The organism is Vibrio sp. 2033 (genome assembly GCF_033339735.1).
Genome location: NZ_JAWOVC010000028.1, coordinates 18,501 through 35,972 on the forward strand (window position 1 = coordinate 18,501; position 17,472 = coordinate 35,972).

The 17,472-nt window shown below is 45.7% G+C and carries 16 protein-coding genes; 7 read left to right on the top strand and 9 right to left on the bottom strand.

Annotation, left to right across the window (positions count from 1 at the left end; translation table 11 throughout):
- Window positions 1-193: 193 nt before the first annotated feature.
- The gene (gene nagZ, locus R7P74_RS22310; protein ID WP_064369000.1) at window positions 194-1,177 is read right to left on the bottom strand and encodes a beta-N-acetylhexosaminidase; all 984 of its coding nucleotides are present in this window, start codon (window positions 1,175-1,177) and stop codon (window positions 194-196) included.
- Window positions 1,178-1,276: 99 nt separating this feature from the next.
- Between nagZ and R7P74_RS22315 the strand changes: the two genes are divergently transcribed.
- Together R7P74_RS22315 and murQ are read left to right on the top strand one after the other, a co-directional pair.
- Entirely contained in the window at window positions 1,277-2,389 is a 1,113-nt protein-coding gene (locus R7P74_RS22315; protein WP_225474216.1) for an anhydro-N-acetylmuramic acid kinase, read from the top strand.
- A gap of 36 nt (window positions 2,390-2,425) precedes the next feature.
- A complete protein-coding gene (murQ, locus tag R7P74_RS22320; protein WP_225474217.1) occupies window positions 2,426-3,355 on the top strand; it encodes an N-acetylmuramic acid 6-phosphate etherase in 930 nt (309 codons plus the stop codon).
- Window positions 3,356-3,406: 51 nt separating this feature from the next.
- On the opposite strand, the gene R7P74_RS22325 is transcribed toward murQ, so the two are convergent.
- Window positions 3,407-3,679: a hypothetical protein gene (locus R7P74_RS22325; RefSeq protein ID WP_005381911.1), complete on the bottom strand. Its 273-nt coding sequence runs from the start codon at window positions 3,677-3,679 to the stop codon at window positions 3,407-3,409.
- A 114-nt stretch (window positions 3,680-3,793) separates the two neighbouring features.
- Window positions 3,794-4,135 (bottom strand): DUF2799 domain-containing protein, encoded by a 342-nt coding sequence (locus R7P74_RS22330; protein ID WP_318123192.1) that lies wholly within the window; start codon window positions 4,133-4,135, stop codon window positions 3,794-3,796.
- Window positions 4,136-4,452: 317 nt separating this feature from the next.
- On the opposite strand from R7P74_RS22330, the gene R7P74_RS22335 reads away from it, so the two are divergent.
- The 4 genes from R7P74_RS22335 (at window position 4,453) to R7P74_RS22350 (ending at window position 9,106) form a co-directional block, all read left to right on the top strand.
- Window positions 4,453-5,937 carry a carbon starvation CstA family protein gene (locus tag R7P74_RS22335; RefSeq protein WP_318123194.1) on the top strand — a complete coding sequence of 495 codons (1,485 nt, stop codon included), beginning with the start codon at window positions 4,453-4,455 and terminating at the stop codon, window positions 5,935-5,937.
- A gap of 193 nt (window positions 5,938-6,130) precedes the next feature.
- Window positions 6,131-7,801, top strand: coding sequence for a sensor histidine kinase (locus R7P74_RS22340; RefSeq protein ID WP_005381915.1), 1,671 nt, complete (start codon window positions 6,131-6,133; stop codon window positions 7,799-7,801).
- Between the two features lie 31 nt (window positions 7,802-7,832).
- Window positions 7,833-8,561, top strand: a complete 729-nt coding sequence (gene btsR / locus R7P74_RS22345) for a two-component system response regulator BtsR (RefSeq protein WP_203345676.1) — start codon at window positions 7,833-7,835, stop codon at window positions 8,559-8,561.
- 71 nt (window positions 8,562-8,632) lie between these two features.
- Complete coding sequence (locus tag R7P74_RS22350; RefSeq protein ID WP_167415021.1) at window positions 8,633-9,106, top strand: arsenate-mycothiol transferase ArsC; 474 nt, start codon at window positions 8,633-8,635, stop codon at window positions 9,104-9,106.
- A gap of 46 nt (window positions 9,107-9,152) precedes the next feature.
- Here R7P74_RS22350 and ispH read toward each other — a convergent pair whose 3' ends face one another.
- From ispH to murJ, 6 genes are all read right to left on the bottom strand, one after another.
- Window positions 9,153-10,118, bottom strand: a complete 966-nt coding sequence (gene ispH, locus R7P74_RS22355) for a 4-hydroxy-3-methylbut-2-enyl diphosphate reductase (protein ID WP_005381920.1) — start codon at window positions 10,116-10,118, stop codon at window positions 9,153-9,155.
- Window positions 10,119-10,142: 24 nt separating this feature from the next.
- Window positions 10,143-10,574 carry an FKBP-type peptidyl-prolyl cis-trans isomerase gene (fkpB, locus tag R7P74_RS22360; protein WP_005381922.1) on the bottom strand — a complete coding sequence of 144 codons (432 nt, stop codon included), beginning with the start codon at window positions 10,572-10,574 and terminating at the stop codon, window positions 10,143-10,145.
- 144 nt (window positions 10,575-10,718) lie between these two features.
- Window positions 10,719-11,225 (bottom strand): signal peptidase II, encoded by a 507-nt coding sequence (gene lspA, locus R7P74_RS22365; RefSeq protein WP_005385948.1) that lies wholly within the window; start codon window positions 11,223-11,225, stop codon window positions 10,719-10,721.
- A gap of 73 nt (window positions 11,226-11,298) precedes the next feature.
- Complete coding sequence (gene ileS, locus R7P74_RS22370) at window positions 11,299-14,127, bottom strand: isoleucine--tRNA ligase (RefSeq protein WP_138938945.1); 2,829 nt, start codon at window positions 14,125-14,127, stop codon at window positions 11,299-11,301.
- A gap of 64 nt (window positions 14,128-14,191) precedes the next feature.
- The gene (gene ribF, locus R7P74_RS22375; RefSeq protein WP_005381933.1) at window positions 14,192-15,127 is read right to left on the bottom strand and encodes a bifunctional riboflavin kinase/FAD synthetase; all 936 of its coding nucleotides are present in this window, start codon (window positions 15,125-15,127) and stop codon (window positions 14,192-14,194) included.
- A gap of 69 nt (window positions 15,128-15,196) precedes the next feature.
- A complete protein-coding gene (murJ, locus tag R7P74_RS22380; protein ID WP_206971425.1) occupies window positions 15,197-16,759 on the bottom strand; it encodes a murein biosynthesis integral membrane protein MurJ in 1,563 nt (520 codons plus the stop codon).
- A 305-nt stretch (window positions 16,760-17,064) separates the two neighbouring features.
- Here murJ and rpsT point away from each other — a divergent pair, with 305 nt between their 5' ends.
- Window positions 17,065-17,325, top strand: coding sequence for a 30S ribosomal protein S20 (rpsT, locus tag R7P74_RS22385; protein WP_005381938.1), 261 nt, complete (start codon window positions 17,065-17,067; stop codon window positions 17,323-17,325).
- The last annotated feature ends 147 nt before the right edge of the window (window positions 17,326-17,472 follow it).

The following is a 17,472-nucleotide window of genomic DNA, read 5'->3' on the forward strand; positions in this document are numbered from 1 at the left end:
TATTTATTTTTACACCCAACCAAACCCTTGGTGAGACAACTAAGCTTTAACGACAAGATAACAGGCTAAAAAAGAAAAACAAGCGTACATAATAAAAAACATTTAGTGTAAACTAAAGTTTACAGTTAAATAAAAAGCCAAAGCATAATTAACTTTGGCTTCTCATCGCTGTTTTGAATCTTTTACAAGAGGTTTAGCTAGTCAAGCGTTTCATCGCTTCACTCGCCGCTTTCCACTCTTGAGATAGCTTAAGTTCGCTTGGAGAAAATGACTGTTTTTTCAGTAATGCATCCGCGAGTGGCACGGTTGAAACCGGTAAGTTGTCTAATACTTCAACGTGCGCTTCTCGTTTATTACACATTAACAACATATCGCAGCCAGCTCTCAATGCTTGAGCACCTCGCTCGGCTGGGCTGCCCATAATCGCAGCGCCTTCCATGGTCAAGTCATCCGAAAAAACCAAACCTTTAAAACCCAATTGCTGACGCAGAACCTGTTTTAACCAGTATTCAGAACCGCTGGCTGGTTGAGCATCATAATGTGGGAAAATCACGTGAGCAGGCATCATGGCATCTAAAATACCGGCATCAATTTGCGCTTTGAAGATCGCCATATCTTGTTCAAAAATATCACTGCGCTCGTCGTATGGTGTTTCTAGATGTGAGTCTGCAATCACGCCACCATGTCCAGGGAAGTGTTTGCCTGTCGTTGCCATGCCAACACTCTTCATTCCTTGCATATAAGCAGTGCTATAGCGAAGAATGGTATCGGCATCTTCACCGAATGCACGGTTACCGATCGCTTTACATTGATGGCCTTGGTCAAGTACCGGGGCAAAGCTTAAATCAATATCATGGGCAATCAGCTCTGCTGCCATTAACCAACCGCCCATACGAGCAAGCTCTTCACCATTTTGATGTTTAGCGTACTCATCAGCAGCAGGAATTAATGAGAAACCTTCACGAAAGCGCTGCACTCGGCCGCCTTCTTGATCCACACCGATCAAAAACGGGCGCTTAGCCGCCTTTCGGATGGATTGAGTAAGTGCTTGAAGCTGTTCGCTATCATGATAGTTGCGAGCAAATAGAATTAAGCCACCAACCGTAGGATGCTCCAAGATTTCTTTGTCTTCAGCGGTCAGTTCATACCCCGCAACGTCAACCCATAACGGTCCCATGTTTTCTCCTCAAAATCGGCTGAATATCTCGTATTCGATGAGGTTATTCGCTTCAGATTTGCTTTACAATAAGTGAATGAAGAATTGACGAGATCGGCTATGAAATTTAACGAACTGTACATTGGTGTGATGTCTGGAACGAGTATGGATGGTGTTGATACCGCTCTAGTTGAAATAAGCGATGAGCACGTTCGTCTGATTGCGCACGACGACTACCCAATGCCCGCAGCACTAAAAGACATGCTGTTATCTGTTTGTATCGGTCAAGCAACAAATTTAAAAGCCATAGGTGAACTTGACCACCAGCTCGGCCACCTATTTGCAGATGCCGTGTTACAGCTGCTCAATAAGTCTGGTTACGTCGCAGAGCAAATTCGTGCGATTGGTAATCACGGTCAAACAGTGTTCCATCAGCCTACCGGAAACTTGCCGTTTACCACTCAATTAGGCGATGCCAACATTATCGCGGTCAAGACAGGCATTGATACGGTAGCGGATTTTCGTCGTAAAGACATGGCGCTGGGTGGACAAGGTGCCCCACTCGTCCCTGCTTTCCATAAAAGCATTTTTGCGATGCAGGATTCCACAACTGTGGTACTTAACATTGGAGGCATTGCCAATATCTCGGTACTGCATCCAGAACAACCAGTCATTGGCTATGACACAGGCCCGGGCAATATGTTGATGGACGCATGGTGTGCGCTGCATACTGGGCAAAGCTTCGACGAAGATGCACAATTTGCACTTAAAGGAACGGTAAACGCTACTTTGTTGACTCAATTACTCAAAGAAGCTTACCTCGCCATGCCTGCCCCTAAAAGTACCGGGCGAGAACTGTTCAATATTGACTGGCTGCATCAACAACTGGCCCATCACAATTTACCAATCGAAGACGTACAACGTACACTTTGCGAGTATTCTGCAATTACCATTGCCAACGAAGTCGACAAGTTTTCTCATGGCATCACACCTCAACTATTGGTCTGTGGCGGTGGAGCAAGAAACCCACTTTTGTTGCAGCGACTAGCCAAGTTATTGCCACAATGGAGCGTTGCGACAACGGCAGAAAAAGGCGTTGATGGCGATTACATGGAAGCAATGGCGTTTGCTTGGCTTGCGCAGCGCCATATTCACGGCCTCCCTAGCAACTTACCGGAAGTTACGGGGGCAAGTCGTCTCGCTTCACTGGGTGTACTCTATTCAAAAAATTAAGGGCAATAGATCCTAAACAAAAAGGCTTAATTCATTATGACAAACGATGCACTTATCGCAGCTTTATCCCATCTGGTATCTGAAGGGCGAAACCCAGACACCATGGACATCGACTTGCTGCCTTCTCTCGATATTGTTCAACGCATCAACCAACAGGACAAACTCGTTCCTCTTGCCGTTGAAAAAGTATTGCCTGAGATCGCTGAAGCCGTTGATAAGATCACGGAAGCATTGAAGGTCGGAGGTCGGTTGTTTTACATCGGTGCGGGTACCAGTGGTCGACTTGGCGTTTTGGACGCTTCAGAATGCCCACCAACTTTTGGCACAGATCCAGAGATGGTCGTTGGTATTATTGCCGGTGGAAAAGAGGCAATGTTCCGTGCAAAAGAAGGGGCGGAGGACGACCCTACATTAGGCGAGCAAGATCTTAAAGAGAATACGCTAACACAACGCGATGTCGTCGTTGGTATTGCGGCAAGTGGACGAACACCTTACGTGATTGGTGGCTTAGAGTATGCGAACGAGCTTGGTGCCACCACTGTAGCACTATCTTGTAACCCTGACTCTCCGATTGCAGATATTGCTGATATTGCGATTAGCCCCGTTGTTGGACCTGAAGCGTTAACGGGATCCACTCGCTTAAAATCAGGGACGGCACAAAAACTCGTACTGAACATGCTCACTACCGCAAGCATGATTCGCCTGGGCAAAAGTTATCAGAACTTAATGGTAGATGTGAAAGCGACGAATGCAAAGCTAGTTGCAAGAGCGGCTCGTATTGTTATGCAAGCAACAGATTGTACTAACCAAGAGGCTAAAACGGCGCTCAAAGAAACAGACTACGACGCCAAGTTAGCGATTTTGATGATTTTAACCGGGCTGGATAGAGAAAGCGCGACTGAGCAACTGAACGCCAAGCAAGGATATTTAAGAAAAGTCGTGATCGCGCAAACTTATCAATCTTAATCAATAAAGCGCCTCACTTATTTAAAAGTCAGGCGCCTTTTATGGCTTAATTTAGTAGTTCAATCGTTCAATGTGAGTAATACCGACTTTACCTTCAAGGTCACTGAACATATGAACCATTGCTGGGTATGGTTGTGCTCCAGGGTAGACAACTTCTGCATTACAGAAAAACGCATAGTTTTGTCCGGCTACGACTTGAGTAGCCACAACCAAAGGGGAGTATTTGACACCGACAAACCCCTCGATACCTTTAGCAAATACTTCTTTATTCTCTGCTGTGAGTTCATGAAATGGACTCCAGCCACCAGCCATTTGCGTTGACATAATGTGATTCCTTTTTTTCTGTGCTCACTATCAAGCAATATGAACATGGTTTAATAAGGAGAATTTTGCCACATTTATGTGATGCAGACAGTGTAACAACGGCTTTATTGACTATTAATTTGAGTATTCATTCCAACCACGTTGCCATTCCATGCGGAATTTTTGCGCTTGCTCAGTACCTTCACAAACCCCTTCGTAATACTGACCAGACAAGCCCATTTGGTAAGCAAAATCAGGATTACAATATTCAGTTACCCCTTCAAGGTAACCTTGGTCATAATCGCCTTGCTTTACATTTCCTAACGAGCGAAGTTCTTTCATGGTACGAGAGGTATGCCCAGCGACACCATCTTGATAACCGATCTGGTACCAATCTCCGGACTGCGCCAGTTCTTCCGTTGTTGCCGCACACCCTGCTAGTAAAGCCAGCGCCAAGCCTAACGTTGCCTTTTTCATCATTCTTCCTTAACTAATTGTTTTCAAAACAAGCTTACCACTAAAGCCTGTGCTTTGCCGCTTATCTGTTGATTTCACCACTTAACTCTCGAGTGTAGCCACTCCCCCTTAATAGCCACCGCTTAATGGTTAATAGAACCGCTCAGCCCTAAGCTCGACCACTAAGCAAACGATAAAACCACTTAACCGTTATATCGACCACTCGCTTCTCTATTCGACCACTCATCCATAGAGCGAATGCACTTAACAAAAGAGATGAATACCATACATCCTGAGCTTAAAAAATTACCCTACCTAACAAACCAAGGACAATTGCTATGATGTGGTTTCTAACCTGTGTCGCAGCCCTCATCGGCGGATACTTCATCTACGGTGCTTTCGTTGAGAAGATTTTCGGCATCAATGAGAATCGTCAAACGCCAGCTCATACTAAGACGGACGGCGTTGACTACGTTCCAATGTCAACTAAGCGTGTTTACCTTGTTCAGCTTCTGAACATCGCAGGTGTTGGTCCTATCTTTGGCCCAATCATGGGTGCCCTATACGGTCCTGCTGCAATGCTTTGGATTGTTGTTGGCTGTATCTTCGCAGGTGCGGTACACGATTACTTCTCAGGCATGCTTTCTGTTCGTAACGGCGGTGCATCAGTACCAACAATTACGGGTCGCTACCTAGGTAATGGCGCAAAACACTTTATGAACATCTTTGCCATTGTCCTATTGCTTCTTGTTGGTGTGGTATTCGTATCAGCGCCAGCAGGCATGATCACAAACCTAATCAACGACCAAACGAGCTTTAGCGTAAGCATGACAACCATGGTTGTGTTGATTTTCGCTTACTACATCATCGCGACAATTGTTCCCGTAGACAAAATCATCGGTCGCTTCTACCCATTGTTTGGTGCGCTACTGATCTTCATGTCTGTAGGTCTAATGACTGCTATTGCTTTCTCTAGCGAACACACTGTGATGGGCGATTTCCAAGTAAGCGACATGCTAACTAACTTGAACCCGAACGATATGCCTCTATGGCCTGCACTATTTATTACTATCGCATGTGGTGCTATCTCTGGCTTCCACGCAACTCAGTCTCCACTGATGGCGCGTTGCATGGAAAATGAGAAAAACGGTCGCTTCGTATTCTACGGTGCAATGATTGGTGAAGGTGTTATCGCGCTAATTTGGTGTGCTATCGCTCTGTCTTTCTTCGGCTCTCTAGACGCTCTATCCGAAGCTGTGAAAAACGGTGGTCCTGGTAACGTGGTATACAGCGCATCATTTGGTCTGCTAGGTGTGTTCGGTGGTATCCTTGCGTTCCTGGGTGTGGTTATCCTACCAATTACGTCTGGCGATACAGCGTTCCGTTCAAGCCGCTTGATCCTTGCTGAATACTTCAACATGGAACAAAAAACGCTACGTAACCGTCTACTGATGGCACTTCCACTGTTCGTTATCGGCGGTATCTTAACTCAAGTAGACTTCGGCATTATCTGGCGCTACTTCGGTTTTGCAAACCAAACAACAGCGGTAATGATGCTTTGGACTGCGTCCGCTTACCTACTGCGTCACAACAAGCTGCACTGGATTACCACTATCCCAGCTATCTTCATGACCACGGTATGTGTCACGTTCATCTTAAACAACAGCTCGCTAGGTTTTGGTCTGCCAATGCAACTATCAACTATCGTAGGTATTGTGTTTGCCCTAGCAGTGACAGGTTACGTTATCAAAACCTCTAAGGGTAAAGGTGAAACTGAACTGGCTGACGAAGAGAAACCACAAGCCGTATCAGAAACAGCGTAATACTCGTCACATCTGAGTGACTAAGATAGGAGCCTGCCAATTGCAGGCTCTTTTTGTTTTATACCCAAGTCACTTTAAGACTCAGAAAGCACAGCGCAGCATCATTTACTTAGCTGTTCTTATCTATCTGAGCCAAGCATCTTGAGGTTACTTAGGTATACAATAACAACATTGATTCTAGGTTAGGTTCACTATGGAACTGGTCATCTCCCTTTTACAACAGATGTGTGTGTACTTAGTTTTGGCTTACATGCTAAGTAAAACGCCAATCATCTTACCTTTGCTGAGTATTTCTTCGCGCTTAAGCCACCGCCTAATTTGTTACGTACTCTTCTCTGGCTTTTGTATTCTCGGCACCTATTTCGGTCTGCACATCAACGATGCTATTGCCAATACTCGTGCGATCGGCGCAGTTATGGGCGGGCTGTTTGGTGGACCTGTTGTAGGTTTCGCCGTCGGATTTACTGGTGGCATCCATCGATACTCTCTTGGTGGCTTTACCGACCTAGCCTGTGCAATTTCAACCACCGCCGAGGGCGTAATTGGTGGCTTGCTCCACGTTTACCTTATCAAGCGAAATAAAGGTGCATTGCTGTTTAATCCAAGCGTTGTATTCAGCGTCACGTTTGTTGCAGAAGTGGTGCAAATGATTTTGCTGCTCGCCGTCGCGAAACCTTTTGATCAAGCCTATGAACTGGTGTCCGCTATTGCAGCGCCTATGATCATCGCGAACTCATTTGGTGCGGCGTTGTTCATGAGTATCCTGCAAGACAGAAAAGCAATCTTTGAAAAGTTTTCTGCGACGTTTTCGCGTCGAGCGCTCACCATTGCTGATCGCTCAGTGGGAATTCTAAGCAACGGCTTCAACACCGAAAACGCAGAGAAAATCGCACGTATTATTTACGAAGAAACCAAAGTGGGCGCTGTCGCGATTACTGACCAAGAAAAGATCTTGGCGTTTGTGGGCATTGGCGATGATCACCATAAACCAAACACGCCGATTTCATCGCAAAGCACATTAGACTCCATGGAGAAAAACGACATCATTTATCTTGATGGTGCGGAGCGTCCATACCAATGCTCCATTGCAAAAGATTGCAAGCTCGGATCTGCGCTGATCATCCCACTGCGTGCAGGGAAAGAGGTCATTGGTACCATAAAGCTGTATGAACCGAAGCGTAAATTGTTCTCGACGGCCAACATGTCGATGGCGGAAGGAATAGCCCAGCTTCTATCTAGCCAAATCCTTTATGGCGATTACCAACAACAACAAGCCTTACTCGCCCAAGCAGAAATCAAATTGCTTCACGCTCAGGTGAATCCACACTTTTTGTTTAATGCTCTCAATACTATTAGTGCGATTACTCGTCGTGACCCTGACAAAGCGCGCGAGCTAATCCAAAATCTATCGCACTTCTTCCGCAGCAATTTAAAGCAGAACATTAATACCGTGACGCTAAAGGAAGAGCTTGCACATGTGAACTCGTACTTGAGCATCGAAAAAGCGCGTTTTACGGACCGCTTAGAGGTTGAAATCGATATTCAACCTGAATTGCTGGACATCAAATTACCAAGCTTTACACTCCAGCCTTTGGTTGAGAATGCCATTAAGCATGGCATTTCAAACATGCTTGAAGGTGGTAAAGTTCATATCTACAGCGAAGCACACCCACAAGGTCACTTGATTACCGTCGAAGACAACGCAGGCAGTTTTGAACCGCCAAAAGAAAACCACTCAGGGCTAGGTTTAGAAATTGTCGACAAACGTCTCACTAATCAATTTGGACGTGATGCAGCGCTAAAAATTACGTGCGAGCCACATCAATTTACTAAAATGAGCTTTATCATTCCCCCAAAATCATAAAAGCACGCTGAAGCAATAAAGGTAATGTTGGATGTTAACCGCACTCGTCATTGATGATGAACAGTTTGCTCGTGAAGAGCTAGCAGAGTTACTGGATGAAACAGGCCAAGTTGAGGTCGTGGGCGATGCCTCAAACGCAATCCTTGGCCTAAAAAAAATCAATGAACTCAAGCCTGATGTGGTGTTTCTCGATATCCAAATGCCTCAAGTCACGGGGATTGAATTACTTGGGATGCTTGATCCAGAAACCATGCCTTATGTGGTTTTTGTCACGGCTTATGATCAGTATGCGATTCAAGCATTTGAAGACAATGCCTTTGATTACTTGCTCAAACCTGTCGACCCATGCCGGTTAACTAAAACGGTCAAACGACTAAACAAAGTCATTAGCCAATCCGCCCTAACGCAACAACTGTCTGCTATTACACCTGACACGTTGGAGCAGATACCGTGCATCGGACACAACCGCATCGTTATCATGGCCACCGACACGGTGGAATGTGCTTACAGTGATATCAGCGGCGTACATGTACGCTCCACCAGCCAAACCGCGAGCACCCAACTGACATTAAAAACGTTGGAAGAGAAAACCCCTCTAGTCCGCTGCCATCGTCAATACTTAGTCAGTATTAAAGCGATTAGCGAAATCAAGTTACTGGAAAATGGGTTAGCGGAAATCATCACCAAAACAGGCTTTGAGATACCAGTAAGCCGCCGCTACTTAAAGGTGCTCAAAGAGATGCTCGGCATTAGCCACTAACACAAAAACTTCACACATCATCGCTGAGTTTCCGCTAGCGTATAAATAGGACGCTCTGAAAAGACGAGGCGATGATGTATAAAGTTTTATTCATATGTAAGCACAACGCTGGACGAAGCGTCCTCGCGGAGTCAATCGCAACCAATATCCTGCCAGCAGATTTTAGTGTCACCAGTGGAGGCTCACATCCCACAGGCAAGGTGCACCCAGTGGTGCAAAAATATTTAGATGACCACCAACTCCCCATTCCGCATATCCACACGCATTCATGGGAGGAGCGAACTCAATTTCTTCCCGACATCGTTATTATTCTCCGTGATTCTTTACATCAAGAAACCGCTCCTCAGTGGCTTGCAGGTGGTGTTCGAGTAAACTGGCAAGTTGATGCTTTTCCGACCGATGGTTCTGATGAAGACATGTACGCACATTGCGAAAAGGTTGCTCAATCGCTTGAGCGAAGAATCACGAAGATGTCTGATATGATTATCGATGGTTTAGGAAAAGACCAAATTCGTGATTACCTAAATGAGTTAAGAGAGATGTAAAAAAGGCGACCCACAGGTCGCCTTTTGAATATTCGATAAATGGAGACTAATCCACTTGCTTGATTTGAAGTTCTTTAGGTACTTCAAAGAACATATTCTCTTCACGGCCAAGTACTTCATCAACCGCTTCGGCACCAACGAGTTCTTTGATTCGCTCTAGAATCTGATTAACGAGCTCTTCCGGAGCAGATGCTCCCGCAGTCACGCCGACCTTTGTTTTGCCTTCGAACCACTCAGGTTTGATATCTTCCGGACAGTCGGTTAAGTAGCCAGGTGTCCCTAGCTTTTCAGCTAGCTCTTTAAGACGTGTAGAGTTTGATGAGTTTTTAGAACCCACCACAACCATCACATCTACGTCACCAGCTAATTCACGTACGGCATCTTGGCGGTTTTGTGTCGCATAACAGATATCGTCTTTACGTGGACCTTGGATATCTGGGAACACGCGGCGTAGCTCTTCGATAACATCGGCAGTTTCATCGACAGAAAGCGTCGTTTGGCTTACGTAATGAAGATCGGATGGATCTTTCACAATCGCCTTCAGTTTCTCAACATCGGCTGGAGTTTCAACCAAGTACATACCACCGGTTTCACTGGCGTATTGCCCCATCGTACCTTCGACTTCAGGGTGACCTGCGTGACCAATCAGAACCACTTCCATATTACGACGGCTCGCACGCGCCACTTCCATATGCACTTTGGTTACTAAAGGGCACGTTGCGTCAAATACGGTCAAATCACGCTGCTTGGCTTCCTGACGAACTGCCTGCGATACACCATGAGCGGAGAAAATCACAATGTTGTTGTCTGGCACTTCGTGCAGTTCTTCAACGAAGATAGCACCACGCTGTTTTAGACCTTCAACCACAAAACGGTTATGCACCACTTCATGACGCACATAAATCGGTGGCTGATACATCTCTAGCGCACGCTCTACGATGCTAATCGCGCGGTCAACACCAGCACAGAAACCACGTGGGTTAGCTAACAGGATTTTCATTTCATTGCTCATGGAAGTTATCTTTTATTTGGTTCGCTATTCTACTGACAAAATTTCAACTTCGAAAGTCACGTCTTGTCCCGCGAGTGGATGGTTGAAGTCCACAGTTACTGAGTCGCCAGCAATCTCAGTAATGATGCCTGGGATTTCCATGCCATCAGGGCCACTGAAGGCCATGATTGTACCAACTTCCACTTCTGCATCACCTACAAATTTAGTGCGATCCATATAGTGAATATGATCAGGGTTTGGCATACCAAACGCGTCTTCTGCCTTTAGCTCAATCGCTTTTTGTGCGCCTGTTTCGAGGCCGATCAAGCATTGCTCAAAGTTTTCACTCAAGCTGCCATCACCCATAACAAACTTCGCTGGTTTACCCATGTTATGAGTACTATCTGCAACCGATCCGTCTTTCATTTTAATCGTAAAGTGAAGGGTTACTACCGATTCATTGGTTATTGTTGTCACGTTAATGCTTCCTTGTTCTTGGGTTATTACGCTGTCAGCTTGGTCTTTTTATACATTGATATGCTGATTGGCGCTCCAACATAATAAAAAGCGTCGCTCGAATCAACGGACGACGCTTAGGGTTATTCGATATACCGCAAAAGATTACTTGTCAGCGTCTTTTTTACGGAAGCCATCCAGAATAATCATTGCCGCACCAATACAGATCGCCATGTCAGCAAGGTTGAATGCTGGCCAGTGGTAGTTACCCCAGAAGAAGTCTAGGTAATCAACAACAAAGCCATGAACGACGCGGTCAAACACGTTGCCCACTGCACCACCAATAATCAGTGCATAAGCAATGTTGTTCCATTTTTCTTTTGCTGGAAGCTTACTCATCCAGTAGGTCAAAAGACCCGTAACAACAAACGCGATACCTGTAAATAACCAGCGCTGCCAACCAGCTTGATCGCTCAAGAAGCTGAAAGCGGCACCGTAGTTATGAACGTAAAGTAGGTTGAAGAATGGCAACACCTCAATTCGGTTTGCCCATCCGTAGCCCATGTTGTCCATCACCACCAATTTGATGCCAATATCTGCAATAAATACCAGAATTGCTAACCACAGCCAGCGAACTCCAGATTGCTTTAACGTCAGTGCTTTTTCACTCATTACTTTACCTACAAACAGCCCCAGTAAATACTGGGGCTGTTAATTTTAAAAAAAGTTCAGTCGTTCTAGGCAATTACGCGAATTTACGTACTTCACCTTCGCCGTCTACGTTAGACACACAACGACCACAGATTTTCTCGTGACCTTCAATTGTGCCTACGTCTGGCGTGTGGTGCCAACAACGGTCACACTTCTCGCCTTCAGCTGCTGCTACTTCAACAAACAAGCCTTCGATATCTGTCGCTTGTGCTGCATCCGTCTTCTCACCTAGAGGCTTAACTTTCGCAGCAGATGTTAGTAGAACAAAGCGCAGTTCATCTTCAAGCTTGTTGATCTTCGCCGCTAGTGCGTCATCAGCAAATAGAGTCACTTCAGCTTGTAGTGCACCACCGATGGTTTTCTCTTTACGCGCATCTTCTAGAAGTTTGTTTACTGCACCACGAACCGCTTGGATCTCAGTCCAGAATTCGTTGTTCAGCTCTTCACCTTCAGCAAGACCGAATAGGCCGTCGAACCACTCACCAGTGAATACGAACTTGTCGCGTTGACCTGGCATTTCGTTCCAGATTTCATCTGCAGTGAACGACATGATTGGCGCCATCCAACGAACTAGCGCTTCTACGATGTAGTAAAGTGCTGTCTGACAGCTACGTTGAGCGTTGCCGCCACGTTTTGCTGTGTACTGACGGTCTTTAATTACGTCTAGGTAGAAAGAGCCCATTTCGATTGAACAGAATTGCATTAGACGCTGAGTTACACCATGTGTGTTGTACTCTTCGTATGCTTTAACAATCTCTTCTTGTGCTGCTAGTGCACGACCAACCGCCCAGCGGTCTAGCGCAACCATCTCTTCCACAGGAACGATGTCTGTTTCAGGGTTGAAGCCGCTTAGGTTAGCAAGGAAGAAACGCGCTGTGTTACGGATACGACGGTACGCATCTGCACTACGTTTTAGGATTTCATCAGAAACCGCAACTTCACCAGTGTAGTCTGTTGAAGCAACCCATAGACGAAGAATGTCAGCACCTAGCTTGTTAGTTACGTCTTTTGGCGCAACCACGTTACCGATAGATTTAGACATCTTACGACCGTGACCATCAACCACGAAACCGTGTGTCAGTACTTGTTTGTAAGGTGCTTCGTCTTTCATCGCGATAGATGAAATTAGAGAAGACTGGAACCAACCGCGGTGTTGGTCAGAACCTTCTAGATATAGATCTGCACTGTTGCCGTTGTACTCTTCACGAGCATCAACAACAGAGAAGTGAGTCACACCTGAATCGAACCATACGTCTAGCGTATCTAGCACTTTTTCGTATTGGTCAGCGTCAGCACCTAGTAGTTCAGCTGCATCTACATCCCACCATGCTTGGATGCCTTTTTCTTCAACCAGCTTAGCGACTTTCTCGATCAGCTCTAGCGTGTTTGGATGAAGTTCTGCTGTTTCTTTATGAACAAACAGAGCAATTGGCACACCCCAAGTACGTTGACGAGAGATACACCACTCAGGGCGACCTTCGATCATACCTTCGATACGGCTTTGACCCCACTCAGGCATCCACTCTACGTTCTTGATTGACTCTAGTGCTTTAGCACGTAGGCCAGCTTGGTCCATAGAAACGAACCATTGAGGCGTAGCACGGAAGATGATTGGAGTCTTATGACGCCAACAGTGTGGGTAGCTGTGCTCGTAAGCGTGGTGGTGTAGTAGTGCACCTTTTTCTTTCAGTACTTCTACTACCGCATCGTTCGCTTTAAATACGTGCTGACCAGCAAATAGCTCTGTATCTGGTAGGTAAACGCCGTTTGAACCAACTGGGTTTGCTACTTCTAGGTTGTACTTGTTACCAACCGCGAAGTCTTCTTGACCATGACCAGGTGCAGTGTGAACAACACCAGTACCTGAATCAGTCGTAACGTGATCACCAAGGATCGCCGGTACAGTGAAATCGTAGAATGGGTGTTGGAATTGAGAAAGCTCAAGATCCGCACCTTTAGCAAAGCCAAGGTTGTGGAAGTGCTCGATACCTGCACGGTCCATTACGTCTTTCGCCAGCTCAGCAGCAACGATGATACGCTCAGCGTTGTCGCCTTCTGTTTGGATAAGCACGTATTCTAGATCATCACGTAGACATACTGCGCGGTTTGCTGGCAGTGTCCAAGGTGTTGTTGTCCAGATAACGATAGATACGTCACCGTGACCTTCATGACCTTCTGTCAGTTCAAATTTAGATAGCAGTGCCGCTTCGTCAGCCGCTTTAAAACGAACGTCGATAGATGGCGATACTTTATCTTTGTATTCTACTTCCGCTTCAGCAAGAGCAGAACCACAGTCTGTACACCAGTGAACAGGTTTGAAACCTTTTAGCAGGTGACCATTGCTTGCGATCTTACCAAGAGCACGAATAATGTTCGCTTCAGTTGCGAAATCCATAGTGCGGTATGGCTTGTCCCACTCACCCATGATACCAAGGCGTTTGAAGCTCTCTTTCTGACCTTCAACCTGACCTGCTGCGTATTCACGACATTTCTCGCGGAATTCCGCTGCTGTCACTTTTTGGCCTGGCTTACCTACTTTCTTCTCTACCATTAATTCGATTGGTAGACCGTGGCAGTCCCAGCCTGGGATGTAAGGTGCGTCAAAACCTGAAAGTGTTTTGGATTTAATAATAATGTCTTTAAGAATCTTGTTTAGTGCGTGACCAATATGAATGTCACCATTTGCGTAAGGAGGGCCATCGTGCAATACGAATGACTTTTTGCCTTTCTTAGCTTTACGGATTTCACCGTAAAGATCTTCTTTGTACCAACGCTTAAGCATTTCTGGCTCACGATTGGCCAGGTTGCCGCGCATTGGAAACCCTGTTTCAGGTAAGTTCAGGGTATCTTTATACTCACTCATCGATTCTTAATTCCGTTATATTGGGCGAAAATTAGACATTATGTTGAACGGTGGAATAAACCGCTCAACGCTTAAGCTGACGCAGCCACACCCTTGCTGCTTCAGCATCCAATTCGATTTGTTGTTTAAGTGCTTCAAACGACTCAAACTTTTGCTCATCTCGAAGTTTATGCAAAAGTTCCACTTCTAGTTGCTTGCCATATAAATTGGCATGAAAGTCGAATAAGTGCACTTCTAACTGTTGGCGAACACCATTGACGGTTGGTCTTTGACCAATATTAGCAACACCACCAACTGGCTTATTTCCTAAGCCAAGCGCTTGAACAACATAGACTCCGGAAACCGGAGAAACACAGCGTTTCAAAGGAATATTTGCAGTAGGGAACCCAATGGTTCGACCTAGCTTTCTTCCGTGAGAAACACGACCGCTGATGCTGTAGTTTCTTCCCAGCATCTGTTGCGCGGAATGCAAATCGTCACGCGCCAGCGCTTGCCGGATAGCCGTACTGCTGACACGTAATTGTTGTAAACAAAAGCTCTGGGTACTTACGACATCAAAGCCGTATTTTTCCCCTGCTTCCTGCAGCATTGCAAAGTTACCTGTACGGCCTTTGCCAAAGCAGAAATCATCACCAACGACAAGAAACTTAACACCCAAACGCTCGACCAACAAGTCACGGATAAACTCTTCCGCGGTTAAACTTGCAAAATGGCGATTGAAATTGACACACAGTAAGCGGTCAATATCGAGCTTACTCAATTGCACGAACTTATCGCGTAATCGCGTCAACCTTGCAGGTGCCTTGTCTTTGGCAAACAGCTCCATCGGCTGAGGTTCAAAGGTCATCACAACAGAAGGCAAGGATAGCCTGTCCGCTTGCTCAGACACTTGCTGCAATACTTGTTGATGGCCTTTATGGACACCATCGAAATTGCCAATAGTCAGCACACAACCATGATGTCGCGGGTTGATATTGTGAATGCCTCTAATCAGTTCCATTGGATACTGCTTTCTGCCTCTGTTTTACTTTACACTGTGTGAAACTGACGGATTATATACTAATCACCCTCAGTCTGTCCCAGCTTTTAGGTCTTTTAAACGCGCACCAGTTAAAAATAGAACCACTAGGTAAACCACTGCTCCTAAACCGATCAACATCCCTAGCACCGCGCTTCGGTGAGCAAAGCTCCAGCCCAGCCATACTGACATATCTTCCAGTTGCCATAAGATTGCCGCAACCATCGCCGCGCCAGCAATAGCTAAACGTATAATAAAGAAGACGGTTCGCTTAGTGATTTGGTATACCTCTGCGATGTGCAGGCCACGATACAGCAGTGCCATATTCACAAATGCCGATAGTGCTGTCGCGATAGCCAAGCCAACGTAGCCATAGAAGTACGCAAAAATTGCATTAAATACCATGTTGGTCACCATCGCAATGATGCCGTATTTCACTGGCGTTTTGGTGTCTTGACGCGAGTAATAACCCGGAGCAAGCACTTTAATCAGCATAAAGTTCAACAAGCCTGAAGCGTAAGCAAAGAGTGACAATGATGCTTGATGTACGTCTTGTGGCGAAAACTCACCTCGCATGAATAACACCATCAACATAGGTTTTGCCAGTACCATCAAACCAAGCATTGCAGGAAGGCCAAGTAAGATCACCATGCGCACCCCCCAGTCCATGGTTTGTGCGAATCCTTCATTTTGTGCGTCAACATGTTTGCGTGATAATGCTGGTAAAATCACCGTTGCAATAGCAATACCAAACAGACCTAACGGGAATTCCAACAAGCGATCTGAATAGTACAACCAACTGATCGAACCGGTTTGCAGAAAGCTGGCAATAAAAGTATCAAACAACAAGTTGATTTGGCTTACCGACACACCGAACAAAGCAGGAATCATTAAGGTTCGGATCTTCACCACGCCCGGATCGCGCCAGCCCCATTTTGGCTTAACCATAACCCCCGCTTTAATAAGGAAAGGGATTTGAAATAAGAACTGAACCAAACCACCAAGGAAAACACCGATGGCAAGACCAATCTCTGGCTGTGACATCTGCGGCGAGATAAACCATGCTGCCAAAATGATCATTACGTTGAGGAAGACGGGAGTAAACGAAGAAACCGCAAACTTACCTAGTGTATTGAGAATGGCTCCCGATAGGGCAACAAAAGTGATGAACCATAAATAAGGAAAGGTAATCTTGAGCATCACGCTAGCAAGATCGAACTTCTCAGCCGCGGGACCACCATGCATCCAGTCTAGGAACCAACCAAAACCAAACAGTGCAGTCACCACACCGGAACCTAGAACACCTAAGATGGTAACAATTGAGACTATCACCCCCAACGTGCCCGCTGCACGAGCAATGAGCTCCCGAGTTTTATCCATGTCGCCTTGAGCATGGCTTTCCGTTAAAACAGGTACAAACGCTTGGGAAAAAGCACCTTCAGCAAACAAACGTCGTAAAAAATTAGGAATTTTATTGGCGAAGAAAAAGACGTCTGCGCTTGCTCCTGCCCCCATTAAATTTGCCACTACAACATCACGAACTAGGCCAAGAACGCGGGAAATAAATGTCATAGCACTGACGATCATGCCAGACTTGAGTAGTCGTTTACTCACTGTAACCTCGGAATATCACCATAAGACAGCTAACCCTATACTGTTTCTCTGACAGGTGCTGTAAATAGACGTCAAAAATCTATCCGCGGGTTGTAAGGAATAAGTGTGCCTTTCGCGGATAATTATTAGCATTGGTATAAAAATGCTGTTAGAATCCCCGCCATCTTAACCGCGATAACCTCTCTTACCAAAATTTGTTTTGGCTTAGATCGGTTTTTGCACAAATCATTTGACATTTAAGCGCAAATGAGGGATATTCCTCGCCCTTAAATTGTCACAGAACTAAGTTTTTGGGAGTTAGACCCTTGGCAAATAGTAAATCTGCTAAGAAGCGCGCTATCCAAGCTGAGAAACGTCGTCAGCACAATGCTAGCCGTCGCTCAATGATGCGTACTTACATGAAGAAAACTGTTGCTGCTATCGAAGCAGGCGACAAAGAAGCTGCAACTGCTGCATTCGCTGTAGTTACACCTATCCTAGACCGCATGGCAACTAAAGGCCTTATTCACAAGAATAAAGCAGCTCGCCATAAGTCTCGTTTCGCTGCACAAATCAAAGCTCTTTAATAGAGTCCTGATTTTACAGTGAAGAAAAAACCGACCTTGTGTCGGTTTTTTTATATCTACAAAATTTTCTTAGTAAATTACCACCTTCTAAAGAAGGTGGCTTTGTGTGAGCCCCCTAAAAGGGGGCCTTTGTTTAGTCCAGCGCCA

Excerpts from the sequence above, each read along its gene's own strand:
- ribF (WP_005381933.1), bottom strand. The coding sequence starts at position 15,127 with ATGGAACTGATTAGAGGCATTCACAATATCAACCCGCGACATCATGGT.
- murQ (WP_225474217.1), top strand. The coding sequence starts at position 2,426 with ATGACAAACGATGCACTTATCGCAGCTTTATCCCATCTGGTATCTGAA.
- btsR (WP_203345676.1), top strand. The coding sequence starts at position 7,833 with ATGTTAACCGCACTCGTCATTGATGATGAACAGTTTGCTCGTGAAGAG.
- ispH (WP_005381920.1), bottom strand. The coding sequence starts at position 10,118 with ATGAGCAATGAAATGAAAATCCTGTTAGCTAACCCACGTGGTTTCTGT.
- R7P74_RS22335 (WP_318123194.1), top strand. The coding sequence starts at position 4,453 with ATGATGTGGTTTCTAACCTGTGTCGCAGCCCTCATCGGCGGATACTTC.
- lspA (WP_005385948.1), bottom strand. The coding sequence starts at position 11,225 with ATGAGTGAAAAAGCACTGACGTTAAAGCAATCTGGAGTTCGCTGGCTG.
- ileS (WP_138938945.1), bottom strand. The coding sequence starts at position 14,127 with ATGAGTGAGTATAAAGATACCCTGAACTTACCTGAAACAGGGTTTCCA.
- R7P74_RS22325 (WP_005381911.1), bottom strand. The coding sequence starts at position 3,679 with ATGTCAACGCAAATGGCTGGTGGCTGGAGTCCATTTCATGAACTCACA.
- R7P74_RS22330 (WP_318123192.1), bottom strand. The coding sequence starts at position 4,135 with ATGAAAAAGGCAACGTTAGGCTTGGCGCTGGCTTTACTAGCAGGGTGT.
- R7P74_RS22350 (WP_167415021.1), top strand. The coding sequence starts at position 8,633 with ATGATGTATAAAGTTTTATTCATATGTAAGCACAACGCTGGACGAAGC.
- R7P74_RS22340 (WP_005381915.1), top strand. The coding sequence starts at position 6,131 with ATGGAACTGGTCATCTCCCTTTTACAACAGATGTGTGTGTACTTAGTT.
- R7P74_RS22315 (WP_225474216.1), top strand. The coding sequence starts at position 1,277 with ATGAAATTTAACGAACTGTACATTGGTGTGATGTCTGGAACGAGTATG.
- nagZ (WP_064369000.1), bottom strand. The coding sequence starts at position 1,177 with ATGGGACCGTTATGGGTTGACGTTGCGGGGTATGAACTGACCGCTGAA.